At 51.3% G+C, this 21579-nt stretch carries 21 protein-coding genes, 2 tRNA genes and 1 pseudogene; 5 read left to right on the top strand and 19 right to left on the bottom strand.

Annotated features, from left to right (window positions below; all coding sequences use genetic code 11):
- Positions 1-76: 76 nt before the first annotated feature.
- The 12 genes from truB to rlmE form a co-directional block, all read right to left on the bottom strand.
- Positions 77-1021 (bottom strand): tRNA pseudouridine(55) synthase TruB, encoded by a 945-nt coding sequence (gene truB, locus BS640_RS17920; protein ID WP_017492885.1) that lies wholly within the window; start codon positions 1019-1021, stop codon positions 77-79.
- Entirely contained in the window at positions 1021-1434 is a 414-nt protein-coding gene (gene rbfA / locus BS640_RS17915; RefSeq protein WP_017492886.1) for a 30S ribosome-binding factor RbfA, read from the bottom strand. Before rbfA ends, truB begins: the two co-directional genes overlap by 1 nt.
- Before the next feature lie 109 nt (positions 1435-1543).
- Positions 1544-4246: a translation initiation factor IF-2 gene (infB, locus tag BS640_RS17910; protein WP_017492887.1), complete on the bottom strand. Its 2703-nt coding sequence runs from the start codon at positions 4244-4246 to the stop codon at positions 1544-1546.
- 24 nt (positions 4247-4270) lie between these two features.
- A complete protein-coding gene (nusA, locus tag BS640_RS17905) occupies positions 4271-5779 on the bottom strand; it encodes a transcription termination factor NusA (RefSeq protein WP_017492888.1) in 1509 nt (502 codons plus the stop codon).
- A gap of 21 nt (positions 5780-5800) precedes the next feature.
- Positions 5801-6253 (bottom strand): ribosome maturation factor RimP, encoded by a 453-nt coding sequence (rimP, locus tag BS640_RS17900; protein ID WP_026110674.1) that lies wholly within the window; start codon positions 6251-6253, stop codon positions 5801-5803.
- 213 nt (positions 6254-6466) lie between these two features.
- A tRNA-Met gene (locus tag BS640_RS17895) sits at positions 6467-6543 on the bottom strand.
- Between the two features lie 91 nt (positions 6544-6634).
- Positions 6635-6721, bottom strand: a tRNA-Leu gene (locus tag BS640_RS17890).
- Positions 6722-6844: 123 nt separating this feature from the next.
- Positions 6845-7180, bottom strand: a complete 336-nt coding sequence (secG, locus tag BS640_RS17885; RefSeq protein WP_017492890.1) for a preprotein translocase subunit SecG — start codon at positions 7178-7180, stop codon at positions 6845-6847.
- Between the two features lie 249 nt (positions 7181-7429).
- The gene (gene glmM, locus BS640_RS17880; protein WP_017492891.1) at positions 7430-8764 is read right to left on the bottom strand and encodes a phosphoglucosamine mutase; all 1335 of its coding nucleotides are present in this window, start codon (positions 8762-8764) and stop codon (positions 7430-7432) included.
- A 9-nt stretch (positions 8765-8773) separates the two neighbouring features.
- Positions 8774-9610, bottom strand: a complete 837-nt coding sequence (gene folP, locus BS640_RS17875; protein WP_084913029.1) for a dihydropteroate synthase — start codon at positions 9608-9610, stop codon at positions 8774-8776.
- Positions 9611-9742: 132 nt separating this feature from the next.
- Positions 9743-11686, bottom strand: a complete 1944-nt coding sequence (gene ftsH / locus BS640_RS17870) for an ATP-dependent zinc metalloprotease FtsH (protein ID WP_084913028.1) — start codon at positions 11684-11686, stop codon at positions 9743-9745.
- 56 nt (positions 11687-11742) lie between these two features.
- Positions 11743-12372, bottom strand: a complete 630-nt coding sequence (gene rlmE / locus BS640_RS17865; protein WP_026110675.1) for a 23S rRNA (uridine(2552)-2'-O)-methyltransferase RlmE — start codon at positions 12370-12372, stop codon at positions 11743-11745.
- A gap of 183 nt (positions 12373-12555) precedes the next feature.
- On the opposite strand from rlmE, the gene yhbY reads away from it, so the two are divergent.
- Complete coding sequence (gene yhbY / locus BS640_RS17860; RefSeq protein ID WP_009636779.1) at positions 12556-12852, top strand: ribosome assembly RNA-binding protein YhbY; 297 nt, start codon at positions 12556-12558, stop codon at positions 12850-12852.
- Between the two features lie 158 nt (positions 12853-13010).
- Here yhbY and greA read toward each other — a convergent pair whose 3' ends face one another.
- On the bottom strand, positions 13011-13487 hold the full coding sequence (gene greA / locus BS640_RS17855) for a transcription elongation factor GreA (RefSeq protein WP_017492895.1): 477 nt from the start codon (positions 13485-13487) through the stop codon (positions 13011-13013).
- Positions 13488-13765: 278 nt separating this feature from the next.
- On the opposite strand from greA, the gene dacB reads away from it, so the two are divergent.
- The 3 genes from dacB to pmrB are packed head-to-tail and all read left to right on the top strand — an operon-like array spanning position 13766 to position 16972.
- On the top strand, positions 13766-15199 hold the full coding sequence (gene dacB, locus BS640_RS17850) for a serine-type D-Ala-D-Ala carboxypeptidase (protein WP_084913027.1): 1434 nt from the start codon (positions 13766-13768) through the stop codon (positions 15197-15199).
- Between the two features lie 25 nt (positions 15200-15224).
- Positions 15225-15887: a two-component system response regulator PmrA gene (gene pmrA, locus BS640_RS17845; RefSeq protein ID WP_017492897.1), complete on the top strand. Its 663-nt coding sequence runs from the start codon at positions 15225-15227 to the stop codon at positions 15885-15887.
- Positions 15884-16972, top strand: a complete 1089-nt coding sequence (pmrB, locus tag BS640_RS17840) for a two-component system sensor histidine kinase PmrB (protein ID WP_017492898.1) — start codon at positions 15884-15886, stop codon at positions 16970-16972. The genes pmrA and pmrB overlap by 4 nt, the downstream gene beginning before the upstream one ends.
- A 76-nt stretch (positions 16973-17048) precedes the next feature.
- On the opposite strand, the gene cgtA is transcribed toward pmrB, so the two are convergent.
- The 4 genes and pseudogenes from cgtA to rplU all read right to left on the bottom strand — a co-directional run bounded on the left by cgtA (position 17049) and on the right by rplU (position 19178).
- Positions 17049-18215, bottom strand: a complete 1167-nt coding sequence (gene cgtA, locus BS640_RS17835) for an Obg family GTPase CgtA (protein WP_017492899.1) — start codon at positions 18213-18215, stop codon at positions 17049-17051.
- A pseudogene (locus BS640_RS22275) lies at positions 18212-18494 on the bottom strand (EamA family transporter); the annotation flags it as partial. The gene cgtA and the pseudogene BS640_RS22275, both read right to left, overlap by 4 nt.
- A 96-nt stretch (positions 18495-18590) precedes the next feature.
- Positions 18591-18848: a 50S ribosomal protein L27 gene (gene rpmA, locus BS640_RS17825; protein WP_017492900.1), complete on the bottom strand. Its 258-nt coding sequence runs from the start codon at positions 18846-18848 to the stop codon at positions 18591-18593.
- Between the two features lie 18 nt (positions 18849-18866).
- Entirely contained in the window at positions 18867-19178 is a 312-nt protein-coding gene (gene rplU, locus BS640_RS17820; RefSeq protein ID WP_009636772.1) for a 50S ribosomal protein L21, read from the bottom strand.
- Positions 19179-19437: 259 nt separating this feature from the next.
- Between rplU and ispB the strand changes: the two genes are divergently transcribed.
- Positions 19438-20409 carry an octaprenyl diphosphate synthase gene (gene ispB, locus BS640_RS17815; RefSeq protein ID WP_084913026.1) on the top strand — a complete coding sequence of 324 codons (972 nt, stop codon included), beginning with the start codon at positions 19438-19440 and terminating at the stop codon, positions 20407-20409.
- 58 nt (positions 20410-20467) lie between these two features.
- Here the strand turns inward: ispB and BS640_RS17810 are convergent, their stop codons facing one another.
- A complete protein-coding gene (locus tag BS640_RS17810; protein WP_084913025.1) occupies positions 20468-20851 on the bottom strand; it encodes a DNA-binding protein in 384 nt (127 codons plus the stop codon).
- A 153-nt stretch (positions 20852-21004) separates the two neighbouring features.
- Entirely contained in the window at positions 21005-21370 is a 366-nt protein-coding gene (locus BS640_RS17805) for a DNA-binding protein (protein WP_017492903.1), read from the bottom strand.
- Between the last annotated feature and the right edge of the window lie 209 nt (positions 21371-21579).

Genomic DNA, 21579 nt, shown 5'->3' with positions numbered 1-21579 from the left:
CTACTCTTTGAGATGCCCGATCGCAACACGAGCAACACCCTGTTAACTCGCCTTCCTGTATTTACAGGCTGGCAAATTACTCGGGGTACTCTACAACCAGGCGCTTAGGAGCAACGCGGCCTTGATCGTCGATTTCACCGACACCGATGAATTTACGTTCTTCGCCTTCCGTCATGCGCACCAGGCCCGAAAGCGGTGCACCTGAAGCCTGAACAGGTTGGCCCTGCTTGACGTAGCCGGCCACAACGGGCAGTAAATTGACTTCAGGGAAGTCTTCACACGGGCTGTCCATCGGCAGCAACAGCGGGTCGAGCAGCAGGCGCGGTTCAATGCCTTCGGCCTCGGCCTGAGCAACCAGCGCGTGCAGCTGTTCCATGGTGACCATACGTTCAAACGGATAGGTCGCAACCTGCAGACGTCGCAGGAAGGTCACGTGGGCGCCGCAACCCAGCTTTTCGCCGAGGTCATCAACGATGGTGCGAATGTACGTCCCTTTTGAACAGTGGATCTCCAGCTCAACCTCGTTGCCTTCCCAGCGAATGAACTGTAGTTCATAGACCGTGATGCTGCGCGATTCTCGCGGAACTTCTATCCCTTCACGCGCATACTCGTAAAGCTTGCGCCCTTGATATTTCAATGCTGAATACATTGAAGGGATTTGCTGCGTCTCCCCACGGAAACTTTCGAGGGCATTCTCAAGCTCGGCAGCGCTGAATGTGACCGGACGCTCTGAAATTATCTGACCTTCGGCATCAGAAGTATCAGTACGCTGGCCCATGCGGGCAATCACGCGATAGCGCTTGTCCGAGTCGAGCAGAAAGCGTGAAAACTTGGTCGCTTCACCCAGGCACAGCGGCAACATGCCGGTGGCCAGGGGATCCAACGCGCCGGTATGACCTGCGCGATTGGCGTTATAAAGGCGTTTTACCTTTTGCAACGCGTCGTTGGATGACAAACCCAGTGACTTATCCAGTAACAGAACGCCGTGAATATCACGACCGCGGCGACGTGGACGACTCATTAAGATTCCTCGTCATCGCCTGCAGCAGAACGACGTTCAACGTCATTCTTAACAACGTTAGTCACCAGGTTAGACATACGCATGCCTTCAACCAGTGAGTTGTCATAGGCAAAAGTCAGTTCAGGCACGACGCGCAGGCGCATGGCTTTACCAATAAGGGTACGGATGAATCCCTGAGCGTCTTGCAGGGCCTTGATACCGTTTTTAACGCGGTCTGGATCCTGTGGCTCAGTGGTCAGTACGTCAAGGAAAGTCACGAAAACTTTGGCATAGGCCAGATCACGGGAAACTTCGACACCAGAGACGGTCGCCATGCCTACGCGCGGATCTTTAACTTCACGCTGCAGTATGATGGCGATTTCTTTCTGCATCTCCTGAGAGACGCGTTGGGTACGGCTGAATTCTTTAGCCATAATTTGTTACTCCAAACTTTTACTTCAACCATGCATCAGACAAATAAGGGGGCGCAAGGCCCCCAATGGTTCTGACTGTATACCCGAGAGTCCGGGTCAGATCGAAACGTTAAGCGATAGTACGTTTAATTTCGATGATTTCGAAGACTTCGATCACATCGCCAGGACGTACGTCGTTGTAGTTTTTAACGCCGATACCACATTCCATGCCGTTACGAACTTCGCTAACGTCATCTTTGAAGCGGCGCAGGGATTCCAGCTCGCCTTCATAGATAACCACGTTGTCACGCAGAACGCGGATTGGGTTATTGCGCTTGATCATACCTTCAGTAACCATACAGCCTGCGATTGCGCCAAATTTCGGTGACTTGAACACGTCACGAACTTCAGCCAGGCCAATGATTTGCTGTTTGTACTCTGGTGCCAACATACCGCTCATTGCCTGTTTGACTTCGTCAATCAGGTTATAGATTACGGAGTAGTAACGCAGATCCAAGCTTTCGTTTTCAACGACGCGGCGAGCAGAAGCATCGGCACGAACGTTAAAGCCAAGGATGATAGCGTTAGAAGCCGCCGCCAGCGTTGCGTCGGTTTCAGTGATACCACCTACGCCCATGCCCACGATTTTAACTTTAACTTCAGCGGTTGACAGATTCTGCAACGCGTCAGAAATCGCTTCACAAGAACCCTGTACGTCAGATTTCAACACGATGTTCAGTTCAGACACTTCACCTTCGGTCATGTTCGCAAACATGTTTTCCAGTTTAGATTTCTGCTGGCGAGCCAGTTTAACTTCGCGGAACTTACCTTGACGGTACAGCGCAACTTCACGCGCTTTCTTCTCGTCACGTACCACGGTAACTTCGTCACCCGCAGCCGGAACGCTGGACAGACCCAGAACTTCGACAGGGATAGAAGGACCCGCTGAGGTGATGTCGCGACCCATTTCGTCACGCATAGCACGCACGCGGCCGTATTCGAAGCCACACAGGATGATATCACCCTTGTTAAGCGTACCTTCTTGAACCAGAACAGTAGCAACTGGGCCACGGCCTTTATCAAGGAAGGATTCGATTACAACACCGTTTGCCATACCGGTACGCACTGCTTTCAGTTCGAGAACTTCAGCCTGCAACAGGATAGCTTCCAGCAAATCGTCAATACCGGTACCCGCTTTAGCAGATACGTGGATGAATGGAGACTCACCGCCCCACTCTTCTGGCATAACGTTGTACTGAGACAGCTCGGTTTTAACGCGATCTGGATCAGCTTCAGGCTTATCGATTTTGTTCACTGCAACAACGATAGGCACGCCAGCTGCTTTCGCATGCTGAACCGCTTCTACGGTCTGTGGCATCACGCCATCGTCCGCAGAAACAACCAGAACAACGATATCGGTCGCCTTGGCACCACGAGCACGCATTGATGTAAACGCGGCGTGTCCAGGGGTATCGAGGAAGGTGATCATGCCGTTTTCGGTTTCAACATGATAAGCACCGATGTGCTGAGTAATACCGCCAGCTTCGCCTGCGGCTACTTTCGTTGAGCGAATATAATCGAGCAAAGAGGTTTTACCGTGGTCAACGTGGCCCATGATGGTCACAACTGGCGCACGTGGCTCGGCAGCAGCTGAAGCACCGGTATCACGGTCGCTCATCAGCGCTTCTTCCAGCTCGTTTTCACGACGCAGGATAACTTTGTGGCCCATTTCTTCAGCAACCAGCTGAGCAGTTTCCTGATCAATAACTTGATTGATGGTGGCCATAGCGCCCAGTTTCATCATAGTTTTGATGACCTGAGAACCTTTAACTGCCATTTTGTTTGCCAGTTCGGCAACGGTAATGGTTTCGCCAACGACTACGTCGCGGTTAACAGCGACTACAGGCTTGTTGAAGCTCTGTTGCAGGCTGCTTGGCTTACGCTTACCTTTGCCATTACGGCCCACGGCACGGGCTTCTTCGCGATCGGCTTTAGATTCAGACAGTTTATTGCCTTTCTTCTGCTTGGTCGCTTTGCCACCGCGAGTACGGGTGCGGCGCTCGCCTTCAACTTTGGCATCGTTCTCATCTTCAGCAGCACGAGCGTGCTGGGAAGTGGTTACGTGGTAGTCCGCAGTTTCAGCTTCTGCTTCACTTGGCGCAGGGGCTTCAGTCCAAACGCCTGAGTCAGCCATTTTACGTGCTTCTTCAGCAACGCGTTTAGCGTTCTCTTCGATTTTGCGCTGGGCTTCTTGTTCCGCTTTACGCTTAAGTTCTGCGGCTTCAGCTTCACGGCGTGCTTTTTCTGCCTGAGCTGGCTTGGTTACTTCGTCGGTATGTTGATTCGTCACTTTATCTTTTTCCGCTGCGTCACGCTTAGCTTTATCAGCGGCCTCACGTTTGGCTTGCTCAGCGGCTTCACGTTTAGCTTTTTCCTGAGCGGCCACTTGCTGGGCCTGCTCTTGTGCTACACGCTGAGCCTGTTCTTCCGCTTCACGCTTTGCCTGCTCTTCCGCTTCGGCCTGGGCAAGTTCTGCCTCGGTCATATCACGTTTAACATAAGTGCGTTTCTTGCGGACCTCGATTTGCACCGATTTACTCTTCCCGCCGGTGCTCGGAACATTAAGTGTACTACGCGTTTTGCGTTGTAACGTCAGTTTGTTTGTCGCATTCGAATTTCCACCATTCAAATGCGCCAGCAAAGTTTCTTTTTCATGCTGGGTGACAGAGTCAGCTTCCGACTTGTCGATCCCTGCATCAGCAAATTGCTGTACCAGGCGATCAACCGGAGTTTGAATCTCCGCTGCCAGCGATTTTACGGTTACATCTGTCATGCTGTTCCTTCCTGCTACAGTTTATTACGCATTGTCGCCAAACCAGCAGATATTGCGTGCGGCCATGATTAACTCACCAGCCTGCTCGTCATTAAGACCTTCAATATCTGTCAGATCGTCAACACCCTGCTCGGCAAGATCTTCCAGCGTGCAAACACCGATTGCTGCCAGTTTAAACGCCATGCTGCGTTCAAGTCCTGCAAGATTAAGCAGGTCTTCAGCTGGCTTGTTGTCACCGAGACTTTCTTCCTGTGCAAGGGCCAGGGTGGTCAGCGCTTCTTTCGCACGTTCGCGCAGCGCATCTACCGTGTCTTCGTCCAGACCATCAATTTCTAACAACTCGTTCACCGGCACGTAAGCCAGTTCTTCGAGGGTTGAGAAACCTTCTTCAACCAGAACAGTCGCGAAATCTTCGTCGATTGCCAAATACTTGGTGAAGGTTTCGATTGCAGCATGCGCCTCGGCCTGATGTTTGGCCTGCAGGTCGTCTGCTGTCATCACGTTCAGTTCCCACTTGTCATCGCCACGATGCTGCTTTAAAAGCTGGGAGGCTAAACGCACGTTTTGGCCGTTACGGCCAATCGCCTGTGCCAGGTTGCTGGCTTCAACGGCGATATCCATGGTGCACTTGTCTTCATCAACAACGATAGACGCGACGTCTGCCGGCGCCATAGCGTTGATAACGAATTGCGCAGGATTGTCATCCCAAAGGATGATATCGATACGTTCCCCGCCCAGTTCACTGGAAACGGCCTGAACGCGCGCACCGCGCATACCGACACAAGCACCAACAGGGTCGATACGCTTATCATTAGTCTTCACTGCAATCTTGGCGCGTGAACCAGGGTCACGGGCAGCAGCTTTGATTTCAATAAGTTCTTCGCCGATTTCAGGTACTTCGATGCGGAACAGTTCAACCAGCATCTCGTTACGTGAACGACTAACAAACAGTTGTGCACCGCGCGCTTCTGGGCGCACAGCGTAAAGAACGCCGCGAATACGGTCACCAGAACGGAAGTTCTCACGTGGCAGCATGTCTTCGCGCAGGATAACAGCTTCAGCATTGCTGCCGAGATCCAGGGCGATGCTGTCGCGGTTAACTTTTTTAACCACACCGGTCACTATCTCGCCTTCCTGTTCACGGAATGCGTCAACTACCATTGCGCGCTCGGCTTCACGTACTTTCTGTACGATAACCTGCTTGGCAGTCTGAGTGGTGATACGGTCAAAGGTGACAGATTCGATTTGGTCTTCGATGTAACCACCCAGTTCGATGGATGGATCTTCGTATTGGGCAGCTTCGAGAGTAATTTCGCGCGTCGGCTGAGTCACTTCATTTACAGCAACCCAGCGGCGGAAGGTGTCAAAGTCGCCGGTTTTACGATCGATGGTGACGCGAACTTCGATTTCCTGCTCGTACTTCTTCTTGGTCGCTGTCGACAAAGCAGTTTCCAGCGCTTCAAAAATCTTCTCGCGCGGGAGGGCTTTTTCATTAGAAACTGCTTCTACAACAGCCAGAATCTCTTTATTCATCCTAGTTGCCTCATCCTAACTTTAAAAGTGGGGTACCAGGTTCGCCTTCTGGATGTTGCTCAGTGCGAACACTTCATCTTTCCCATCCACCGTAACCGTGATCATTTCGCCTTCGACAGCCTTGATAATTCCCTGCCATTTGCGGCGGTTCTGCATTGCCATGCGCAATACAACGCTGACTTCATCACCAAGGAAACGTTGATAATGCTCTGCGGTGAACATAGGGCGATCGAGGCCCGGGGAGGAAACTTCCAGGTTGTAGGCGACGGTAATCGGATCTTCTACTTCGAGTACAGCGCTAACCTGGTGGCTGACATCAGCACAATCATCAACGTTGATCCCGTCTTCACTATCAATATAGATGCGTAGTGTAGATTGGCGAGCTCGAACGAACTCAATACCTACCAGCTCGAAACCTAATGCCTCGACCGGTGCTGAAATCATCTCTGTTAATTTTTGTTCTAATGTGGACAAGTCCACCCCCAAGACATAAAAAAAGGGCTTAATAGCCCAGTGATTCTGTTGCCAAATAACAAAAAACCCCGATAAATCGGGGCTTTATGATACTGGACCCTATTTGCCGCATGGCGGCTTCGGTGCACTTTCAGAAGGATTTTTTTCAAATGGATACTCGGAAGCACCAGGGAGATACTAGCAGTATATTTGAAAACAAATACTTGAGGAAAGTGGTTGCGGGGGCCGGATTTGAACCGACGACCTTCGGGTTATGAGCCCGACGAGCTACCAGGCTGCTCCACCCCGCGTCCGAAAACAACGTAACGCGTATATATTGACGCGACTTGATGTCGCAAAATACTACGCTGATAACCGCAAGAATGCAAGTTATCAAAAGATTGGTACCGAGGACGGGACTTGAACCCGTAAGCCCATTCGGGCACTACCACCTCAAGGTAGCGTGTCTACCAATTCCACCACCTCGGCACTCTTTTTTTCTCAATCGCGCTTACTGTCCGAGTAATTGCAATTGTTTGAAACTCTTTGCTTTTCAGCACTGACGACTGGCGTCAATCTTACTTTAACTTTACTGCGACTACAATCTACAACTTACTTAGGAAGATCGCTGGTCGGCCCTGTTGGTGCTGCCGGCGCAGTAGTCTGCTCAGATTTAACTGGCTGACCCAGATTTTCCCACTCGCTGCCTTGTTTGGTTTTATTGGTGCTCAAGTTACCCAGAATCAGGCTAATGACGAAGAAAAGCGCCGCCAAAATAGCTGTCATTCGAGTCATAAAGTTACCGGAACCACTCGAACCGAACAAAGTGCCTGATGCACCCGCTCCGAAAGAGGCTCCCATATCTGCACCTTTACCTTGTTGCAGCATAACCAGACCGACAAGGCCGATTGCTACGATAAGGAAAATCACCAGAAGAGCATCGTACATAGTTGTACCTGTATCCTTGCGGGTTCACCGCGTGCTAATTGCTTCTCACCAGCTTCTTACTATGATTAGCCGTAAGTCTTCAAGGACCTACTGAAGCGGGTCTGAATACTAACCAAACCCTAATGTTCGCGCAAGGGCAATTTTCAGGTTAGCGTTTGATTGCGGAAAAAAGCGCCAAATACAGCAATCCCCCGCCCTTTACGGCGAGAAGATGAACAATTTGGCGCTCACTTTTTACTTTTATTACAATTACACCGCTTTGACTGCATCGGCGATACGATGCGCCAGACTCTCAACCAGAGACGCGTCTTCACCTTCAACCATAACGCGAATCAGCGGTTCAGTACCCGACTTACGCAACAGTACGCGACCTTTGCCCGACAGCTGTTTCTCAACCTCGGCGGTCACGCTTTTCACTTCCGCATTTTCGAGTGGATCACTTTCACCCGAGAAACGAACGTTTACCAGAATCTGTGGCAATAGTTTCATGCCGCTGCACAGGTCATGCAGGCTCATGTGATTACGAACCATTGCAGTGAGCACTTGCAAACCTGCGACAATACCGTCACCGGTGGTGGTTTTGTCGAGTAAAATCACGTGACCGGAGTTTTCTGCCCCGATGCGCCAGCCCTTCTCCTGCAGTTTCTCGAGCACGTAGCGGTCACCCACTTTCGCACGCGCAAAAGGAATACCCAGCTGCTTAAGCGCCAGCTCAAGGCCCATGTTGCTCATCAGCGTACCGACTACGCCGCCGCGCAGCTGGCCCTGACGCAGACCCTCACGCGCGATGATGTAAAGGATCTGGTCGCCATCGACTTTGTTACCTTCGTGGTCGACCATGATGATACGGTCACCGTCGCCATCGAACGCCAGGCCCAAATCGGCCTTCTCTTCCAGTACACGCTGCTGCAACAGAGTCACGTCGGTCGCACCACAGCCTTCGTTGATGTTCATACCGTCAGGCTCACAGCCGATGGCAATCACTTTCGCACCCAACTCACGCATCACGCTTGGGGCGATGTGATAGGTCGCACCGTTGGCACAGTCGACCACAATCTTCAAGCCGCTCAGGCTAAGCTCTGCGGGGAAGGTGCCTTTACAGAACTCGATGTAACGCCCTGCCGCGTCGACGATACGGCTCGCCTTGCCTAATTCGGCAGACTCGACGCAGGTCAGCGGTTTTTCCATCTCGGCTTCAATCGCCTCTTCCACGTGGTCAGGCAGCTTTGCGCCATCCGTTGAGAAGAATTTGATGCCGTTATCGTAATAAGGGTTGTGGGAGGCGGAAATCACAATACCCGCCTCGGCACGGAAGGTGCGAGTGAGGTAAGCGATCGCCGGCGTCGGCATCGGACCGGTAAACGAGGCTGAAAGCCCCGCAGCGGCCAGGCCCGCTTCGAGAGCTGACTCGAGCATATAGCCAGAGATGCGCGTATCTTTACCGATAATCACCTTACCGGAGCTATGACGAGCCAGTACCTTGCCCGCAGCCCAACCGAGCTTTAGTACAAAATCAGGCGTAATCGGGGTATCGCCAACCTTGCCACGAATGCCGTCTGTACCAAAGTATTTACGGTTGCTCATAATTTATTCTCATCCCTTCTTAGCTGAAAGTGTTGCTTCGACGATACGCATGGCCTGCACCGTTTCTTTGACGTCATGGACTCTGACAATATGCGCCCCCTGCATCGCAGCAATTACTGCGCAGGCAACGCTGCCGGTCACCCGCTGTTCGGGGGAAACGTGTAACAGCTGACCAATCATCGATTTTCTCGACATGCCGACGAGTAGCGGTAATCCAAAATGGTGAAACTCTGCCAGTCTGGCCAATAATTCATAGTTATGGTGCAAATTCTTACCGAAACCGAACCCCGGGTCGAGCAGCAATTTTTCCCTCGGGATACCTGCATCGATGCACTGCGCAATATGTTGCACAAAATACTGATCGACTTCAGCGATTAAATCACCGTATTGCGGCGCATGCTGCATTGTTTTTGGCTCACCCTGCATGTGCATCAGGCAAACTGGAAGACCGCTCTCTGCGGCAGCTTTTATCGCACCCGGCTCCTGCAAAGAGCGAATGTCGTTGATCAGATGCGCGCCCACGCCTGCCGACTCTCGGATAACCGACGCCTTTGAGGTATCCACCGACAGCCACACGTCAAAACGTTTTGCCAGCGCCTCGACGACCGGAACCACGCGCGACAGCTCTTCGTCATCGCTGACCTCCGCTGCACCAGGACGCGTGGACTCACCTCCGATGTCGAGAATGGTCGCGCCCGCATTGATCATCTCCTGAGCATGATGTATTGCGAGATCCAGCGTATTGTGACGGCCGCCGTCGGAGAAGGAGTCAGGGGTGACGTTGAGAATTCCCATGACTTGAGGGAACGTGAGATCGAGAGTGCTGCCGTTCGCGGTGAGTTGCATGTTGTGATTCCAGTAAAAGGGGTATTCCCGTAAAGCGATTCTTGGTGCGCAATATGTAAAAAACCCCGGGCAAGGCCGGGGTTTTATTTTAGTCAGAACAGACTAGGTAAGCAAAGCCAGACATCGGCCGACTTACTTGCCGCTGTACTGCTCGCACATCGTATTGCCTGGATTAGGCGTACGTGGCTCATCGACAGGCGTCGGTGCTTTTGGCGTACCGTTGTTGTCATCAGAACCGGTGCTGGTTGCTGCATCCCAACCGGCTGGCGGACGAACCACATCTTTACGCGTCATCAGATCGTCAATCTGTGGTGCATCGATGGTTTCGTACGTCATCAGCGCTTTCGTCATGCTGTGCAAGATGTCCATGTTCTCATCCAGAATCTGACGGGCACGCTTGTAGTTGGTCTCGATTAAAGACTTCACTTCCTGGTCGATAATACGCGCGGTTTCATCGGACATGTGCTTGGCTTTCGCCACTGAACGTCCCAGGAATACTTCGCCCTCTTCTTCTGCATACAGAAGTGGACCCAGTTTCTCGGAGAAGCCCCATTGAGTGACCATGTTACGGGCAATCGAGGTAGCAACTTTAATGTCGTTAGAGGCACCGGTAGAAACTTTACCTGCACCGTAGATAATCTCTTCCGCCAGACGACCGCCGTACAGAGTCGAGATCTGACTTTCAAGTTTCTCACGGCTTGCGCTGATTGCGTCGCCTTCCGGCAGGAAGAACGTCACGCCCAGAGCACGACCACGTGGGATAATAGTCACTTTATGAACCGGGTCGTGACCCTTGTCTTTCAGTAACCAGCCAATAATTGCATGGCCCGCTTCGTGGTAAGCAGTAGATTCTTTCTGCGCTTCGGTCATTACCATGGAGCGACGTTCCGCACCCATCATGATCTTGTCTTTGGCTTTCTCAAACTCGACCATCGACACAACGCGTTTGTTGCCACGGGCAGAGAACAGCGCCGCTTCGTTGACCAGGTTAGCCAGGTCAGCACCGGAGAATCCAGGTGTACCGCGCGCGATTACCGCTGCATCGATATCTGGAGACAGTGGCACGCGACGCATGTGAACTTTAAGGATCTGCTCACGGCCACGAACGTCCGGCAGGCCAACAACAACCTGACGGTCGAAACGACCCGGACGCAGCAACGCAGGGTCCAATACGTCTGGACGGTTGGTGGCCGCGATAACGATAATACCTTCGTTACCTTCAAAGCCATCCATCTCTACCAGCATCTGGTTCAGAGTCTGTTCACGTTCGTCGTGACCACCGCCCAAACCGGCACCGCGCTGACGACCGACGGCGTCGATCTCATCGATGAAGATGATGCAAGGGGCCGCTTTTTTCGCCTGCTCGAACATGTCACGCACACGAGATGCACCCACACCCACGAACATTTCTACGAAGTCGGAACCTGAAATGGTAAAGAACGGCACCTTCGCTTCACCGGCAATCGCTTTTGCCAGAAGGGTTTTACCGGTACCTGGCGGGCCCACCATCAGCACGCCTTTAGGAATCTTACCGCCCAGTTTCTGGAAACGGCTTGGCTCGCGCAGGTAATCTACCAGCTCGCTCACCTCTTCCTTGGCTTCGTCACAACCTGCGACGTCGGCAAAAGTGGTCTTGATCTGATCTTCCGTCAACATGCGGGCTTTGCTTTTACCGAAGGACATCGCGCCCTTGCCGCCGCCGCCCTGCATTTGGCGCATAAAGAAGATCCAGACCCCAATCAGCAACAGCATTGGGAACCAGGAAATAAAGATAGATGCCAGCAGGCTCGGCTCTTCAGGCGGCTCGCCAACAACTTTCACATTCTTGGTCAACAGGGTATCCAGCAGTTTAGGATCGTTGACAGGGATGTAGGTCGTGTATTTGTTACTGTCTTTCTTGGTAACGTCAATCTCACGTCCATTAATGTGTGCTTCACGAATCTGATCTTGGGTCAATTCGGACATGAAGGTAGTGTAATCTACCCTACGGCCATTAGACTCGCTGGGCCCAAAGCTCTGAAATACAGACATCAATACAACCGCGATGACTAACCAGAGAATCAGGTTCTTCGCCATGTCACTCAAGGGATTAACCTCATATTACAACTGTGTTAACAAACAGCGTTAGGGTACTACGATTTCCGCCCTGTCGCTACGATGTACACTTCTCGGGAACGAGCTCGGGAAGCGTCTGGCTTACGAATCTTAACCTTCGTAAACAGGGAGCGAATTTCCCGTAGGTATTCATCAAAACCATCTCCCTGGAACACCTTCACCAGGAAACTTCCGCCTGGTGCCAGTACATCACGACACATATCCAGCGCTAACTCAACCAGATACATCGATTTTGGTATATCGACTGCCGGAGTACCACTCATATTCGGGGCCATATCGGACATGACCACCTGAACTTTGTTTTCTCCTACTCTGTCGAGCAGGGCTTTGAGAACTAATTCATCACGAAAATCGCCTTGAAGGAAATCAACACCTACGATGGGATCCATAGGCAGAATATCACAAGCGATAATACGCCCCTTGTTGCCTATCTGCGTTACGACGTACTGAGACCATCCACCCGGAGCTGCACCTAAGTCAACAACGGTCATTCCCGGTCTGAACAGCTTGTCGACCTGCTGTATTTCATCAAGTTTAAACCAGGCGCGTGAACGCAGCCCTTTTTTCTGTGCTGCCAGCACATATTTATCGCTAAAGTGTTCCTGCAACCAGCGACTGGAACTTGCAGAACGCTTTTTATTAGACATTATTTAGTAACCATATAGTTTTCAAACTACCCTGAGTAGAGCCTTTACAACAAGCTCTTAGCGTCGTTTAGTCTATGGCTAAGTCGTCTCGGCACGTCACTCGGTTACACACCGAGTTGGTGATATAGATGAGATGGCGGTAGAATGCCCCGTTTTCAATCCCAACTTAAGCAAAAAAAGACGATGAATCTTAACAATAAACAAAAACAGTACCTGAAAGGCTTGGCACATCCGTTAAAACCGGTTGTCATGCTGGGTAATAACGGCCTCACTGAAGGTGTGCTTGCCGAAATCGAACAGGCGCTGCAGCATCATGAGCTCATCAAGGTGAAAATTGCAGCCGAAGAGCGAGAAACCAAGACATTGATCGCAGACGCTATTGTGCGTGAAACCAAAGCAGTCAACGTGCAAGTTATCGGCAATATGCTGGTACTGTATCGCCCTTCTACTGAAGACCGCAAAATTATATTACCGCGTTAACTTTTTAGAGTTTAACGAAAAGCGCTTTGGATTTAACGAAAAGTTGCTATCTATACGTGGTTTTACAAAAAGGCCTTAACGGGCCTTTTTCATTTTACCGCCATCATGACCGGTAAAAAGAGCGGCAGTCATCACATAACCACCGCCTGACCACTCAATTAAATATATTCTACTTTCAGCACTTCGTATTCGACGTCGCCACCCGGCGTTTTGATAACCACCACGTCCTCGGCTTCTTTGCCGATCAGGCCGCGCGCGATAGGCGAGTTGACCGAAATCAGGTTCTGCTTGAAGTCGGCTTCGTCATCACCCACGATGCGATAAGTCTGCTCTTCATCAGTATCAAGGTTCATCACAGCCACCGTTGCGCCAAAAATCACGCGCCCAGTTTGCGGCATCTTCATGATATCAATAACTTGAGCATTGGAAAGTTTAGCTTCAATTTCCTGAATGCGCCCCTCGCAGAAACCCTGCTGCTCGCGAGCGGCGTGGTATTCAGCGTTCTCTTTCAGATCGCCGTGCTCACGTGCGGTTGCAATATCCGCAATAATTTTTGGGCGTCGAACGCTTTTCAGGTGGTCCAGCTCTTCACGTAATCTTTCAGCGCCACGCAATGTCATCGGAATCGGTTTCATATTTTCACTACCTCTAACTTTGTCCTTTCGGTATACACCGTCCTGAATTTATCAGGTAGAAATCAAGCCTTTAGGATCGATTCACTCGGGCGATAAACAAAAAAAACCTCACCCGGGGAAAGCCCCAAGCCAGGATTGGTTTTTCATTTTGAGTCGTATTTTAGCCTAGAGTTCATTCGGGATCATCGTTTACTTTCACCCACGTTGCGCCCCCGTTCGTTGCATCGTAGTATGGCACCACGTCATCCTGCAGTTATCCAGAGCCTATACTCAAAATAATGCGTTTTTTACGAATTGTCAGTGGATTAGCCTGCGCGATTGCTCTTAATGCAAACGCTGCACAGGTAGAAAACTATACTCAATACCTGCCAGAAGGCACCAACTTGTCGGTGCTGGTACAGAAGATTGGAGCAACCACGCCCGTTGTCGATTACCACGGCGACCAGATGGGCCTGCCTGCCAGTACCATGAAAATATTCACCGCGCTGGCAGCGCTGCTCCAGTTAGGTCCGGATTTCCGTTTTAATACCACCTTTGAGACCAAAGGCAGTATCAGCGACGGCGTTCTGCGCGGCGATTTGATCGCACGTTTTGACGGTGACCCGACTTTTAAGCGTCAGAATATTCGCAATATGGTGGCTGCGCTCAAAAAGCAGGGCGTTAAAGAGATTAGCGGTGACGTCGTCATCGATACCTCCGTTTTTGCCAGTCATGACAAAGCGCCGGGTTGGCCCTGGAACGATATCACCCAGTGCTTCGATGCCCCGCCGGCAGCGGCGATTGTAGACCGGAACTGTTTCTCGGTCTCGCTGTATAGCGCGACCAAACCGGACGAGAATGCGTTTATCCGCGTCGCGTCTTACTATCCGGTGCAGATGTTCAGCCAGGTTCGCACGCTGGCAAAAGGCTCGCCAGATGCTCAGTACTGTGAACTTGACGTGATGCCGGGCGAATTCAACCGCTATACGCTGACTGGATGCCTGACTCAGCGGAGCGAACCGTTGCCGCTGGCCTTCTCGATTCAGGATGGCGCGGCCTATGCGGGCGAGATCCTTAAACAGGAACTTTTGCAGGCGGATATCCAGATAGACGGCCGACTGAAACGTCAGACGCGCGTCACCCCGGCAGGCACTATTTTGGCTCAAACCCAGTCGGCACCTCTGCATGAGCTGCTGCACACGATGCTGAAAAAGTCTGACAACATGATTGCCGACACCGTGTTCCGCACTATCGGCCATCAGCTGTTTGGCGTACCCGGTACCTGGCGTGCAGGCTCGGATGCCGTGCGTCAGATCCTGCGCCAAAAAGCCGGTATCGAGTTGGGCAACACGATTCAGGTAGACGGCTCAGGCCTGTCTCGCCATGACCTGGTGTCGCCAAAAACCATGATGCAGGCGCTGCAATATATCGCCGAGCATGATAAAGAGCTGGATTTCATCTCGATGCTGCCTTTGGCAGGCCATGATGGAACTCTGCAATATCGCGGTGGCCTGCATGAAGCAGGCGTAGACGGCAAGGTGTCGGCGAAAACCGGCTCCCTCGCGGGCGTCTACAATCTGGCAGGCTTCATTACCACCGCCAGCGGTCAGCGTCTGGCCTTTGTGCAGTATCTTTCCGGCTATGCCGTACCGCCTGAAGATCAGCGCACACGTCGCGCACCTTTGGTCCGTTTTGAAAGCCGTCTGTATCGGGATATTTATCAAAACAATTGATTGGATGAGGGTCTGAGCACGTTTTATGAAATTACTCATAGTCGAAGATGATGACCTGCTGCGTCAGGGATTAACCCTGGCGCTTAACGGCGAGAACTATGCCAGCGACAGCGCCTCGACCGCAGCGGAGGCCAACGCGCTTTTGCAAAGCAGTCAGTACAGCCTGATCATTCTCGATCTGGGCCTTCCAGATACCGACGGCGCCACATTATTACGGCAGTGGCGCCGCCAGAATATCTCGCTGCCGGTGCTTATCCTCACCGCGCGCGATGCGCTCGAAGATCGCGTTGACGGATTAGACGCAGGCGCAGATGACTACCTGGTCAAGCCATTCGCTCTGGTTGAACTGATGGCCCGCGTGCGCGCGCTTATCCGCCGCTATCAGGGTCACAGTGACAACCTGCTCGAAGTCGGCAACCTGACGCTCAACCTCTCGTCGCAGCAGGTTTATCAGCAGGGACAACTGGTCGAGATCACGCCGAAAGAGTTCGCTATCCTCTCGCGCCTCATCATGCGCGCCGGTCAAACGGTGAATCGTGAGCTGTTGCAGCAGGATCTTTACTCCTGGCAGGACGATCTGGGATCCAACACCCTCGAGGTTCACGTACACAACCTGCGCCGTAAACTCGGCAAGGATCTTATCCATACCGTACGCGGGATCGGTTATCGCCTGGATACGCCTAAATGACCAGCATGCGCCGCCGTCTGTTGGTGATGCTGGCGCTGATCCTGTTTGTTACGCAGCTGACCAGCGTGTTCTGGCTGTGGCATGAGAGTCAGGAACAGATAAACCTGCTGGTCAATGACACGCTTTCAGCCAAGGTACGTAACGCTCACGTCGAGAAAGAGATAGCCGAGGCCATTGCCTCGCTTATCGCGCCTTCATTGACCATGCTGGCGGTGACACTGCTGCTGTGTTTCTGGGCGATCAACTGGATCATCAGACCACTCAAGCAACTGCAGCACCGCCTTGAAACACGCTCGGCCGATAATCTTACGCCGCTGCCGTTGAACACCGAGATTCAGGAAGTCTTCTCGGTGACCATCGCCTTGAATCAGCTGTTAGCCCGGCTTTCACAAACCATCGCGCAGGAAAGGCTGTTCACCGCCGATGCAGCCCACGAGTTGCGCACTCCGCTGGCGGGGCTGAGACTGCATCTCGAGCTGATGGAAAGGAAAGGCGTTGACGGCAGCAGTATGTTGATAGGCCGTATTGACCAGTTGATGCATACCGTAGAACAGCTGCTGATGCTCTCTCGCGCCGGACAAAACTTCGCCGAGGGGCAATATCAGAAGGTTAATCTTGTCATCGACGTAATAGCGCCATTGCGGGAAGAGCTTGAGGAGCTGCTGGCAGGCCATCGACAGCGTCTGATTGTGAAACACAGCGAGCACGCCGAGGTTGAGGGTGACGCAGTGTTGCTGCGTTTAATGCTGAGGAACGTGGTCGAGAATGCCTACCGCTATGGCCCACAAGACAGCGATATCACCATAACGCTCTCAGAAAGCGATCAGGGCGTTTTAGCGCAGGTAGATGACTGCGGGCCTGGGATTGAAGAGAAACGCGTAGGAGAGCTTACACAGGCCTATAAACGTGCCGATCAACGCTTCGGTGGCAGTGGTCTGGGGCTCAATATCGTTTTACGTATTTTGAATATGCATGGCGGAAGCCTGCGTCTGGTCAATCGAAAAGACCGCAGCGGGCTCAGCGCGCAGTGCTGGTTACCGCGTCAGGCCTTTACGCAAAACAGTGCGACCTCGCTGTCAGAATAGCGAAAACGCCAAAAGAAAAGGCCGCATTGAATGCGGCCTTTTTTTCGTCATGATGGAGGTCGATGACTACGCGTAATTAACGCTCATAAATGATTTCAACGCCTTCGTCGTCTTCATCATCCCAGTCGTCCCAGTCGTCATCTTCTTCTTCGACCACGGCCAGCTGTTCACGGTGATAATCATCCCACATGAACTCGACTTTCTCCGGTACGGCTTCTTCAACGGACATGTGCTTAGGATTCTCGTTGATGAACTTCATCACTTCCCAGCACAGCGCGTTAACGCCTTCGCGGTTGGCAGCAGAGATAAGGAAGTAATCGCCTTCCCAGCCCATGCCCTCAGCAATTTCTTTCGCGCGGCGTTCTGCTTCTTCCTGACCAATGACATCAATCTTGTTAAAGACCAACCAACGCGGTTTTTCTGCCAGTTTCTCGCTGTACTGCTGCAGCTCATTGATGATGACTTTGGCATTTTCAACCGGATCAGATTCATCAATAGGCGCAATATCAACAAGGTGCAGAAGCACGCGGCAACGCTCAAGGTGCTTCAGGAAGCGGATACCCAGACCGGCACCGTCAGAAGCGCCTTCAATCAGGCCCGGGATGTCGGCAACCACGAAGCTCTGCTCGTGGTCCATACGCACTACGCCGAGGCTTGGCACCAGCGTGGTAAACGGATAATCGGCTACCTTTGGCTTAGCGGCAGAAACGGCACGAATGAAGGTAGATTTACCGGCATTCGGCAAGCCCAGCATACCCACGTCGGCAAGCAACATAAGTTCCAGGGAGATATCACGCATTTCACCCTTGGTACCCATGGTTTTCTGACGCGGAGAGCGGTTTACGGACGATTTGAAGCGGGTATTGCCCAAACCGTGCCAGCCGCCTTTCGCAACGAGCTGAACCTGACCGTGGCGGGTCATGTCTGCCAGAACTTCGCCGGTGCCCTGATCCAGAGCGCGAGTCCCGACAGGAACTTTGACGGTAATATCTTTACCGCGCTTACCGGTACAGTCACGGCTTTGGCCGTTTTCACCACGTTCGGCGCGGAAAGATTTTACGAAACGGTAATCGATCAGCGTGTTAAGGTTTTCGTCGGCTATCAAATACACGTCGCCGCCGTCTCCGCCGTCACCGCCGTCAGGGCCACCACGAGGAATATATTTTTCGCGGCGGAAGCTAACGCAACCGTTGCCGCCATCGCCTGCTACGACCAGGATCGTCGCTTCATCTACAAACTTCATTTGAACTGTCTCCGTAAATCATTCACCCGGATGCTGCAATCAGCCGCCAGGTCTTGTTCTGTTCTTGGTTGCCATTACGATGGCCAATTGCAGAAAATATCGCCCCTGCAACGACCACAAAGGCACCGAAATAACCCGTCAGGTTAAGCACTGCAGAACAGAAGACAGGCTACTTGCCAGCATAAAAAATGTCTCAGGCTTCGCCAAAGGAAGCAGTGCGATAGCACATAAAGTGTACAGCAAAAAGAGAAGCCGCGTTGATGCCAGCCCTCTTAACATTCATTTTTTTCTTGCCGGTCTTGGCCAACAGAATGTAAAAAGCCCCGCAACTAATTGCGGGGCTTACATCACTTTCAAGGACAAGAGAAAGGTAAATTATTCAGCTTCGATGCTGATGAATTTACGGTTGTTCTTGCCTTTAACTTCGAACTTGACTTTACCGTCAGTCAAAGCAAACAGAGTGTGGTCTTTACCGCAACCCACGTTGATACCAGCGTGGAATTTGGTGCCGCGCTGACGAACGATGATGCTGCCTGCCAGTACTGCTTCTCCGCCAAAGCGTTTTACGCCCAGACGTTTAGCTTCTGAATCGCGACCGTTGCGGGTGGAACCGCCAGCCTTCTTGTGTGCCATTGTTCCGCTCTCCTAAACTTAAGCGCTAATGCCGGTGATTTTAACATCAGTGAACCACTGACGGTGGCCCTGCTGCTTACGGTAGTGCTTACGACGACGAAACTTAACGATCTTAATTTTCTCGCCACGACCGTGAGCAACAACTTCTGCCTTGATCACACCGCCAGCAATTAAAGGCAAGCCGATGTTGATTTCTTCACCGTTAGCGATCATCAGAACTTGGTCAAACTCAATTGTTTCACCAGTTGCGATGTCCAGCTTTTCCAAGCGAACAGTTTGACCTTCGCTTACTCGGTGTTGTTTACCACCACTTTGGAAAACCGCGTACATATAAAACTCCGCTTTCCGCGCACTCAACTTTGTATAGTTCAGAGGGCGCTATAAATATTCACAATAGGGCGCGAATTCTACGCAAAAACTCAGCATATGACAAGAGCACATTCACCAGAAAAGAAGAAAAAAAGCGCAGTTCACTTGAACGCGTTTATCTCACTCATTTTTCAAGTACAATCTCTGCTACAGTTTGCATCATGTGCCAATGTGAGCCCGTTCTCATTGCGGTGAAGAGAAATAAAGCCGAAAAATCACAATGAACCTAGAACAGATTACCGACCTCACCGAACAGGATATGGCTGCAGTTAATGCGGCAATTCTCGAACAGTTGAACTCTGATGTTTCGCTCATCAATCAACTAGGATATTACATCATTAGCGGTGGTGGTAAACGAATTCGCCCGATGATTGCCGTTCTTGCTGCTCGCGCCCTTGAGTATCAGGGCGACAAGCACGTCACCGTCGCTGCGTTGATAGAGTTTATCCACACGGCGACCCTGCTGCATGACGATGTGGTTGACGAATCGGATATGCGCCGCGGTAAAGCAACCGCCAATGCGGCCTTTGGCAACGCAGCAAGCGTTCTGGTGGGTGACTTTATCTATACCCGTGCGTTCCAGATGATGACCGACCTGGAATCACTTCCGGTGCTGGCGTTGATGTCTAAAGCAGTGAACGTCATCGCAGAAGGTGAAGTGCTGCAGTTGATGAACTGCAACGACCCGGACATTACTGAAGAGAGCTACATGCAGGTTATCTACAGTAAAACGGCGCGTCTTTTCGAGGCAGCGGCACAGGCATCAGCGATGCTTGCCGGCGGTAATGAGGCACAGGTTCGTGCCTTGCAGGACTACGGTCGTTACCTCGGCACTGCGTTCCAGCTGATTGACGATCTGCTGGACTACGACGCCGACGGAGAAACGCTGGGCAAAAACACTGGCGATGACCTTAACGAAGGCAAACCGACCCTTCCACTTCTGCACGCGATGAAAAACGGCAGTCCGGAACAGTCAAGCATGATACGCCTGGCTATCGAGGAAGGTAACGGCAGGCATTTGCTGGAGCCGGTTCTGCAAGCCATGCATCAATGGGGTTCCCTGGTATATACCCGCCAACGTGCAGAGGAAGAAGCAGACAAGGCTATCGCCGCGCTGCAAATATTGCCTGAGTCGCCTTATCGTCTCGCGCTAGAGGGTCTTGCCCATCTGGCCGTGAAACGCGATTTCTAACTGAATCTTTTTTAAGCAACATCTGGCTGGCAGGGTCCCTCCCTATGGGGTGCCTTGCCTATTCACACTGTCCCTCATTGACGCTCTTTTCTCTGGCTGGCCCTAAACGACTAATTATCGCCATCATCCCCTCGCGTACAATGAACGAAATAATCTGTTCACGTTCCGAATCTTTGAGCTGTTTATAACTCTCAATCCATATCAACAGGGGGTCATGATAGGAAGCACAAAGATATTCAGCGGATTTTTCCTGAATGATTAATGCGGGTTTCATCATTTTCGGTAGACTATTGATATGATATTCCACCGCCCTTCCCTGAACACCCACGCGACGGCGTTTTTCCCATTCTTGCCGTCTGGCCATTCCATGGATACCCTGCGTTGAAGTCGGCAGACCATTTAATCCGACGAGATCCCTTGCTGAAAACCATTCCTTTTTCATGGCGATCCTTTTAATTGTCTTAAGCTCTAGAAGTCACGCAGCCCATGTTTGCGGTCACGCAATCTACAGTTAACACATAAGGTAACTCATTTACATCAACGGTTAATTAGAAATTTAGTTCGTTAAAAATTAATAATTTGAGAAAATATCTATTTAATAAATGGTTTCATCCAATACATTCAGCCTATTTATCATTTCAGTCAAACCTTCCCGAACAATAAAGGTTATAACCTGCCTTCTCTCTATTTCATCTAGTTGCTTATAACTTTCAATCCAAATAACCAGCGGATCCTGATAATGAGAATAAAGATACTGTGCCGACTGTTCTTTTAGCACTAAATTTGAAATTGTTTTAACCGGGAGACTGTCTACATGATATTCAACGCCTCTTCCCTGGACACCAAACCGCCGACGTCGAACCCAGCTTTGCCGTCTTGCCATACTGTGGACTCCCTGAGTAGATGAAGGAAGTCCAGTAAAACCAATTAGTTCCTTCGCTGAAAACCACTCTTGATTCATAAACTTTCTCTCTTGTTATCTCATCTATTTACGTAATGCAAATTATAATCTCCACATCGAGATAATAACTCATATTTCAGGGTAATAGGCTAGCACCTGCATTTACATAGAACGTTTAACTTATACCACTACACAATACGCCTATGCATCACGAAATTAAAACCTGGCGCAGCATAATCGTGATGAAATATTTTTATTGAGAATAATAA

Origin of the sequence: Rouxiella badensis (genome assembly GCF_002093665.1) — a bacterium.
Lineage (GTDB): Bacteria > Pseudomonadota > Gammaproteobacteria > Enterobacterales > Enterobacteriaceae > Rouxiella > Rouxiella badensis.
This window is presented reverse-complemented; position numbering and strand designations above follow the sequence as displayed.

Bases quoted from the DNA above. Each gene is read 5' to 3' on its own strand.
- secG (WP_017492890.1), bottom strand. From the start codon at position 7,180: ATGTACGATGCTCTTCTGGTGATTTTCCTTATCGTAGCAATCGGCCTT.
- ispB (WP_084913026.1), top strand. From the start codon at position 19,438: ATGAACCTAGAACAGATTACCGACCTCACCGAACAGGATATGGCTGCA.
- truB (WP_017492885.1), bottom strand. From the start codon at position 1,021: ATGAGTCGTCCACGTCGCCGCGGTCGTGATATTCACGGCGTTCTGTTA.
- dacB (WP_084913027.1), top strand. From the start codon at position 13,766: ATGCGTTTTTTACGAATTGTCAGTGGATTAGCCTGCGCGATTGCTCTT.
- BS640_RS17810 (WP_084913025.1), bottom strand. From the start codon at position 20,851: ATGAAAAAGGAATGGTTTTCAGCAAGGGATCTCGTCGGATTAAATGGT.
- pmrB (WP_017492898.1), top strand. From the start codon at position 15,884: ATGACCAGCATGCGCCGCCGTCTGTTGGTGATGCTGGCGCTGATCCTG.
- nusA (WP_017492888.1), bottom strand. From the start codon at position 5,779: ATGAATAAAGAGATTCTGGCTGTTGTAGAAGCAGTTTCTAATGAAAAA.
- rlmE (WP_026110675.1), bottom strand. From the start codon at position 12,372: ATGTCTAATAAAAAGCGTTCTGCAAGTTCCAGTCGCTGGTTGCAGGAA.
- ftsH (WP_084913028.1), bottom strand. From the start codon at position 11,686: ATGGCGAAGAACCTGATTCTCTGGTTAGTCATCGCGGTTGTATTGATG.
- rplU (WP_009636772.1), bottom strand. From the start codon at position 19,178: ATGTACGCGGTTTTCCAAAGTGGTGGTAAACAACACCGAGTAAGCGAA.
- cgtA (WP_017492899.1), bottom strand. From the start codon at position 18,215: ATGAAGTTTGTAGATGAAGCGACGATCCTGGTCGTAGCAGGCGATGGC.
- pmrA (WP_017492897.1), top strand. From the start codon at position 15,225: ATGAAATTACTCATAGTCGAAGATGATGACCTGCTGCGTCAGGGATTA.
- BS640_RS17805 (WP_017492903.1), bottom strand. From the start codon at position 21,370: ATGAATCAAGAGTGGTTTTCAGCGAAGGAACTAATTGGTTTTACTGGA.
- rbfA (WP_017492886.1), bottom strand. From the start codon at position 1,434: ATGGCTAAAGAATTCAGCCGTACCCAACGCGTCTCTCAGGAGATGCAG.
- greA (WP_017492895.1), bottom strand. From the start codon at position 13,487: ATGAAACCGATTCCGATGACATTGCGTGGCGCTGAAAGATTACGTGAA.
- infB (WP_017492887.1), bottom strand. From the start codon at position 4,246: ATGACAGATGTAACCGTAAAATCGCTGGCAGCGGAGATTCAAACTCCG.
- folP (WP_084913029.1), bottom strand. From the start codon at position 9,610: ATGCAACTCACCGCGAACGGCAGCACTCTCGATCTCACGTTCCCTCAA.
- rpmA (WP_017492900.1), bottom strand. From the start codon at position 18,848: ATGGCACACAAGAAGGCTGGCGGTTCCACCCGCAACGGTCGCGATTCA.
- glmM (WP_017492891.1), bottom strand. From the start codon at position 8,764: ATGAGCAACCGTAAATACTTTGGTACAGACGGCATTCGTGGCAAGGTT.
- yhbY (WP_009636779.1), top strand. From the start codon at position 12,556: ATGAATCTTAACAATAAACAAAAACAGTACCTGAAAGGCTTGGCACAT.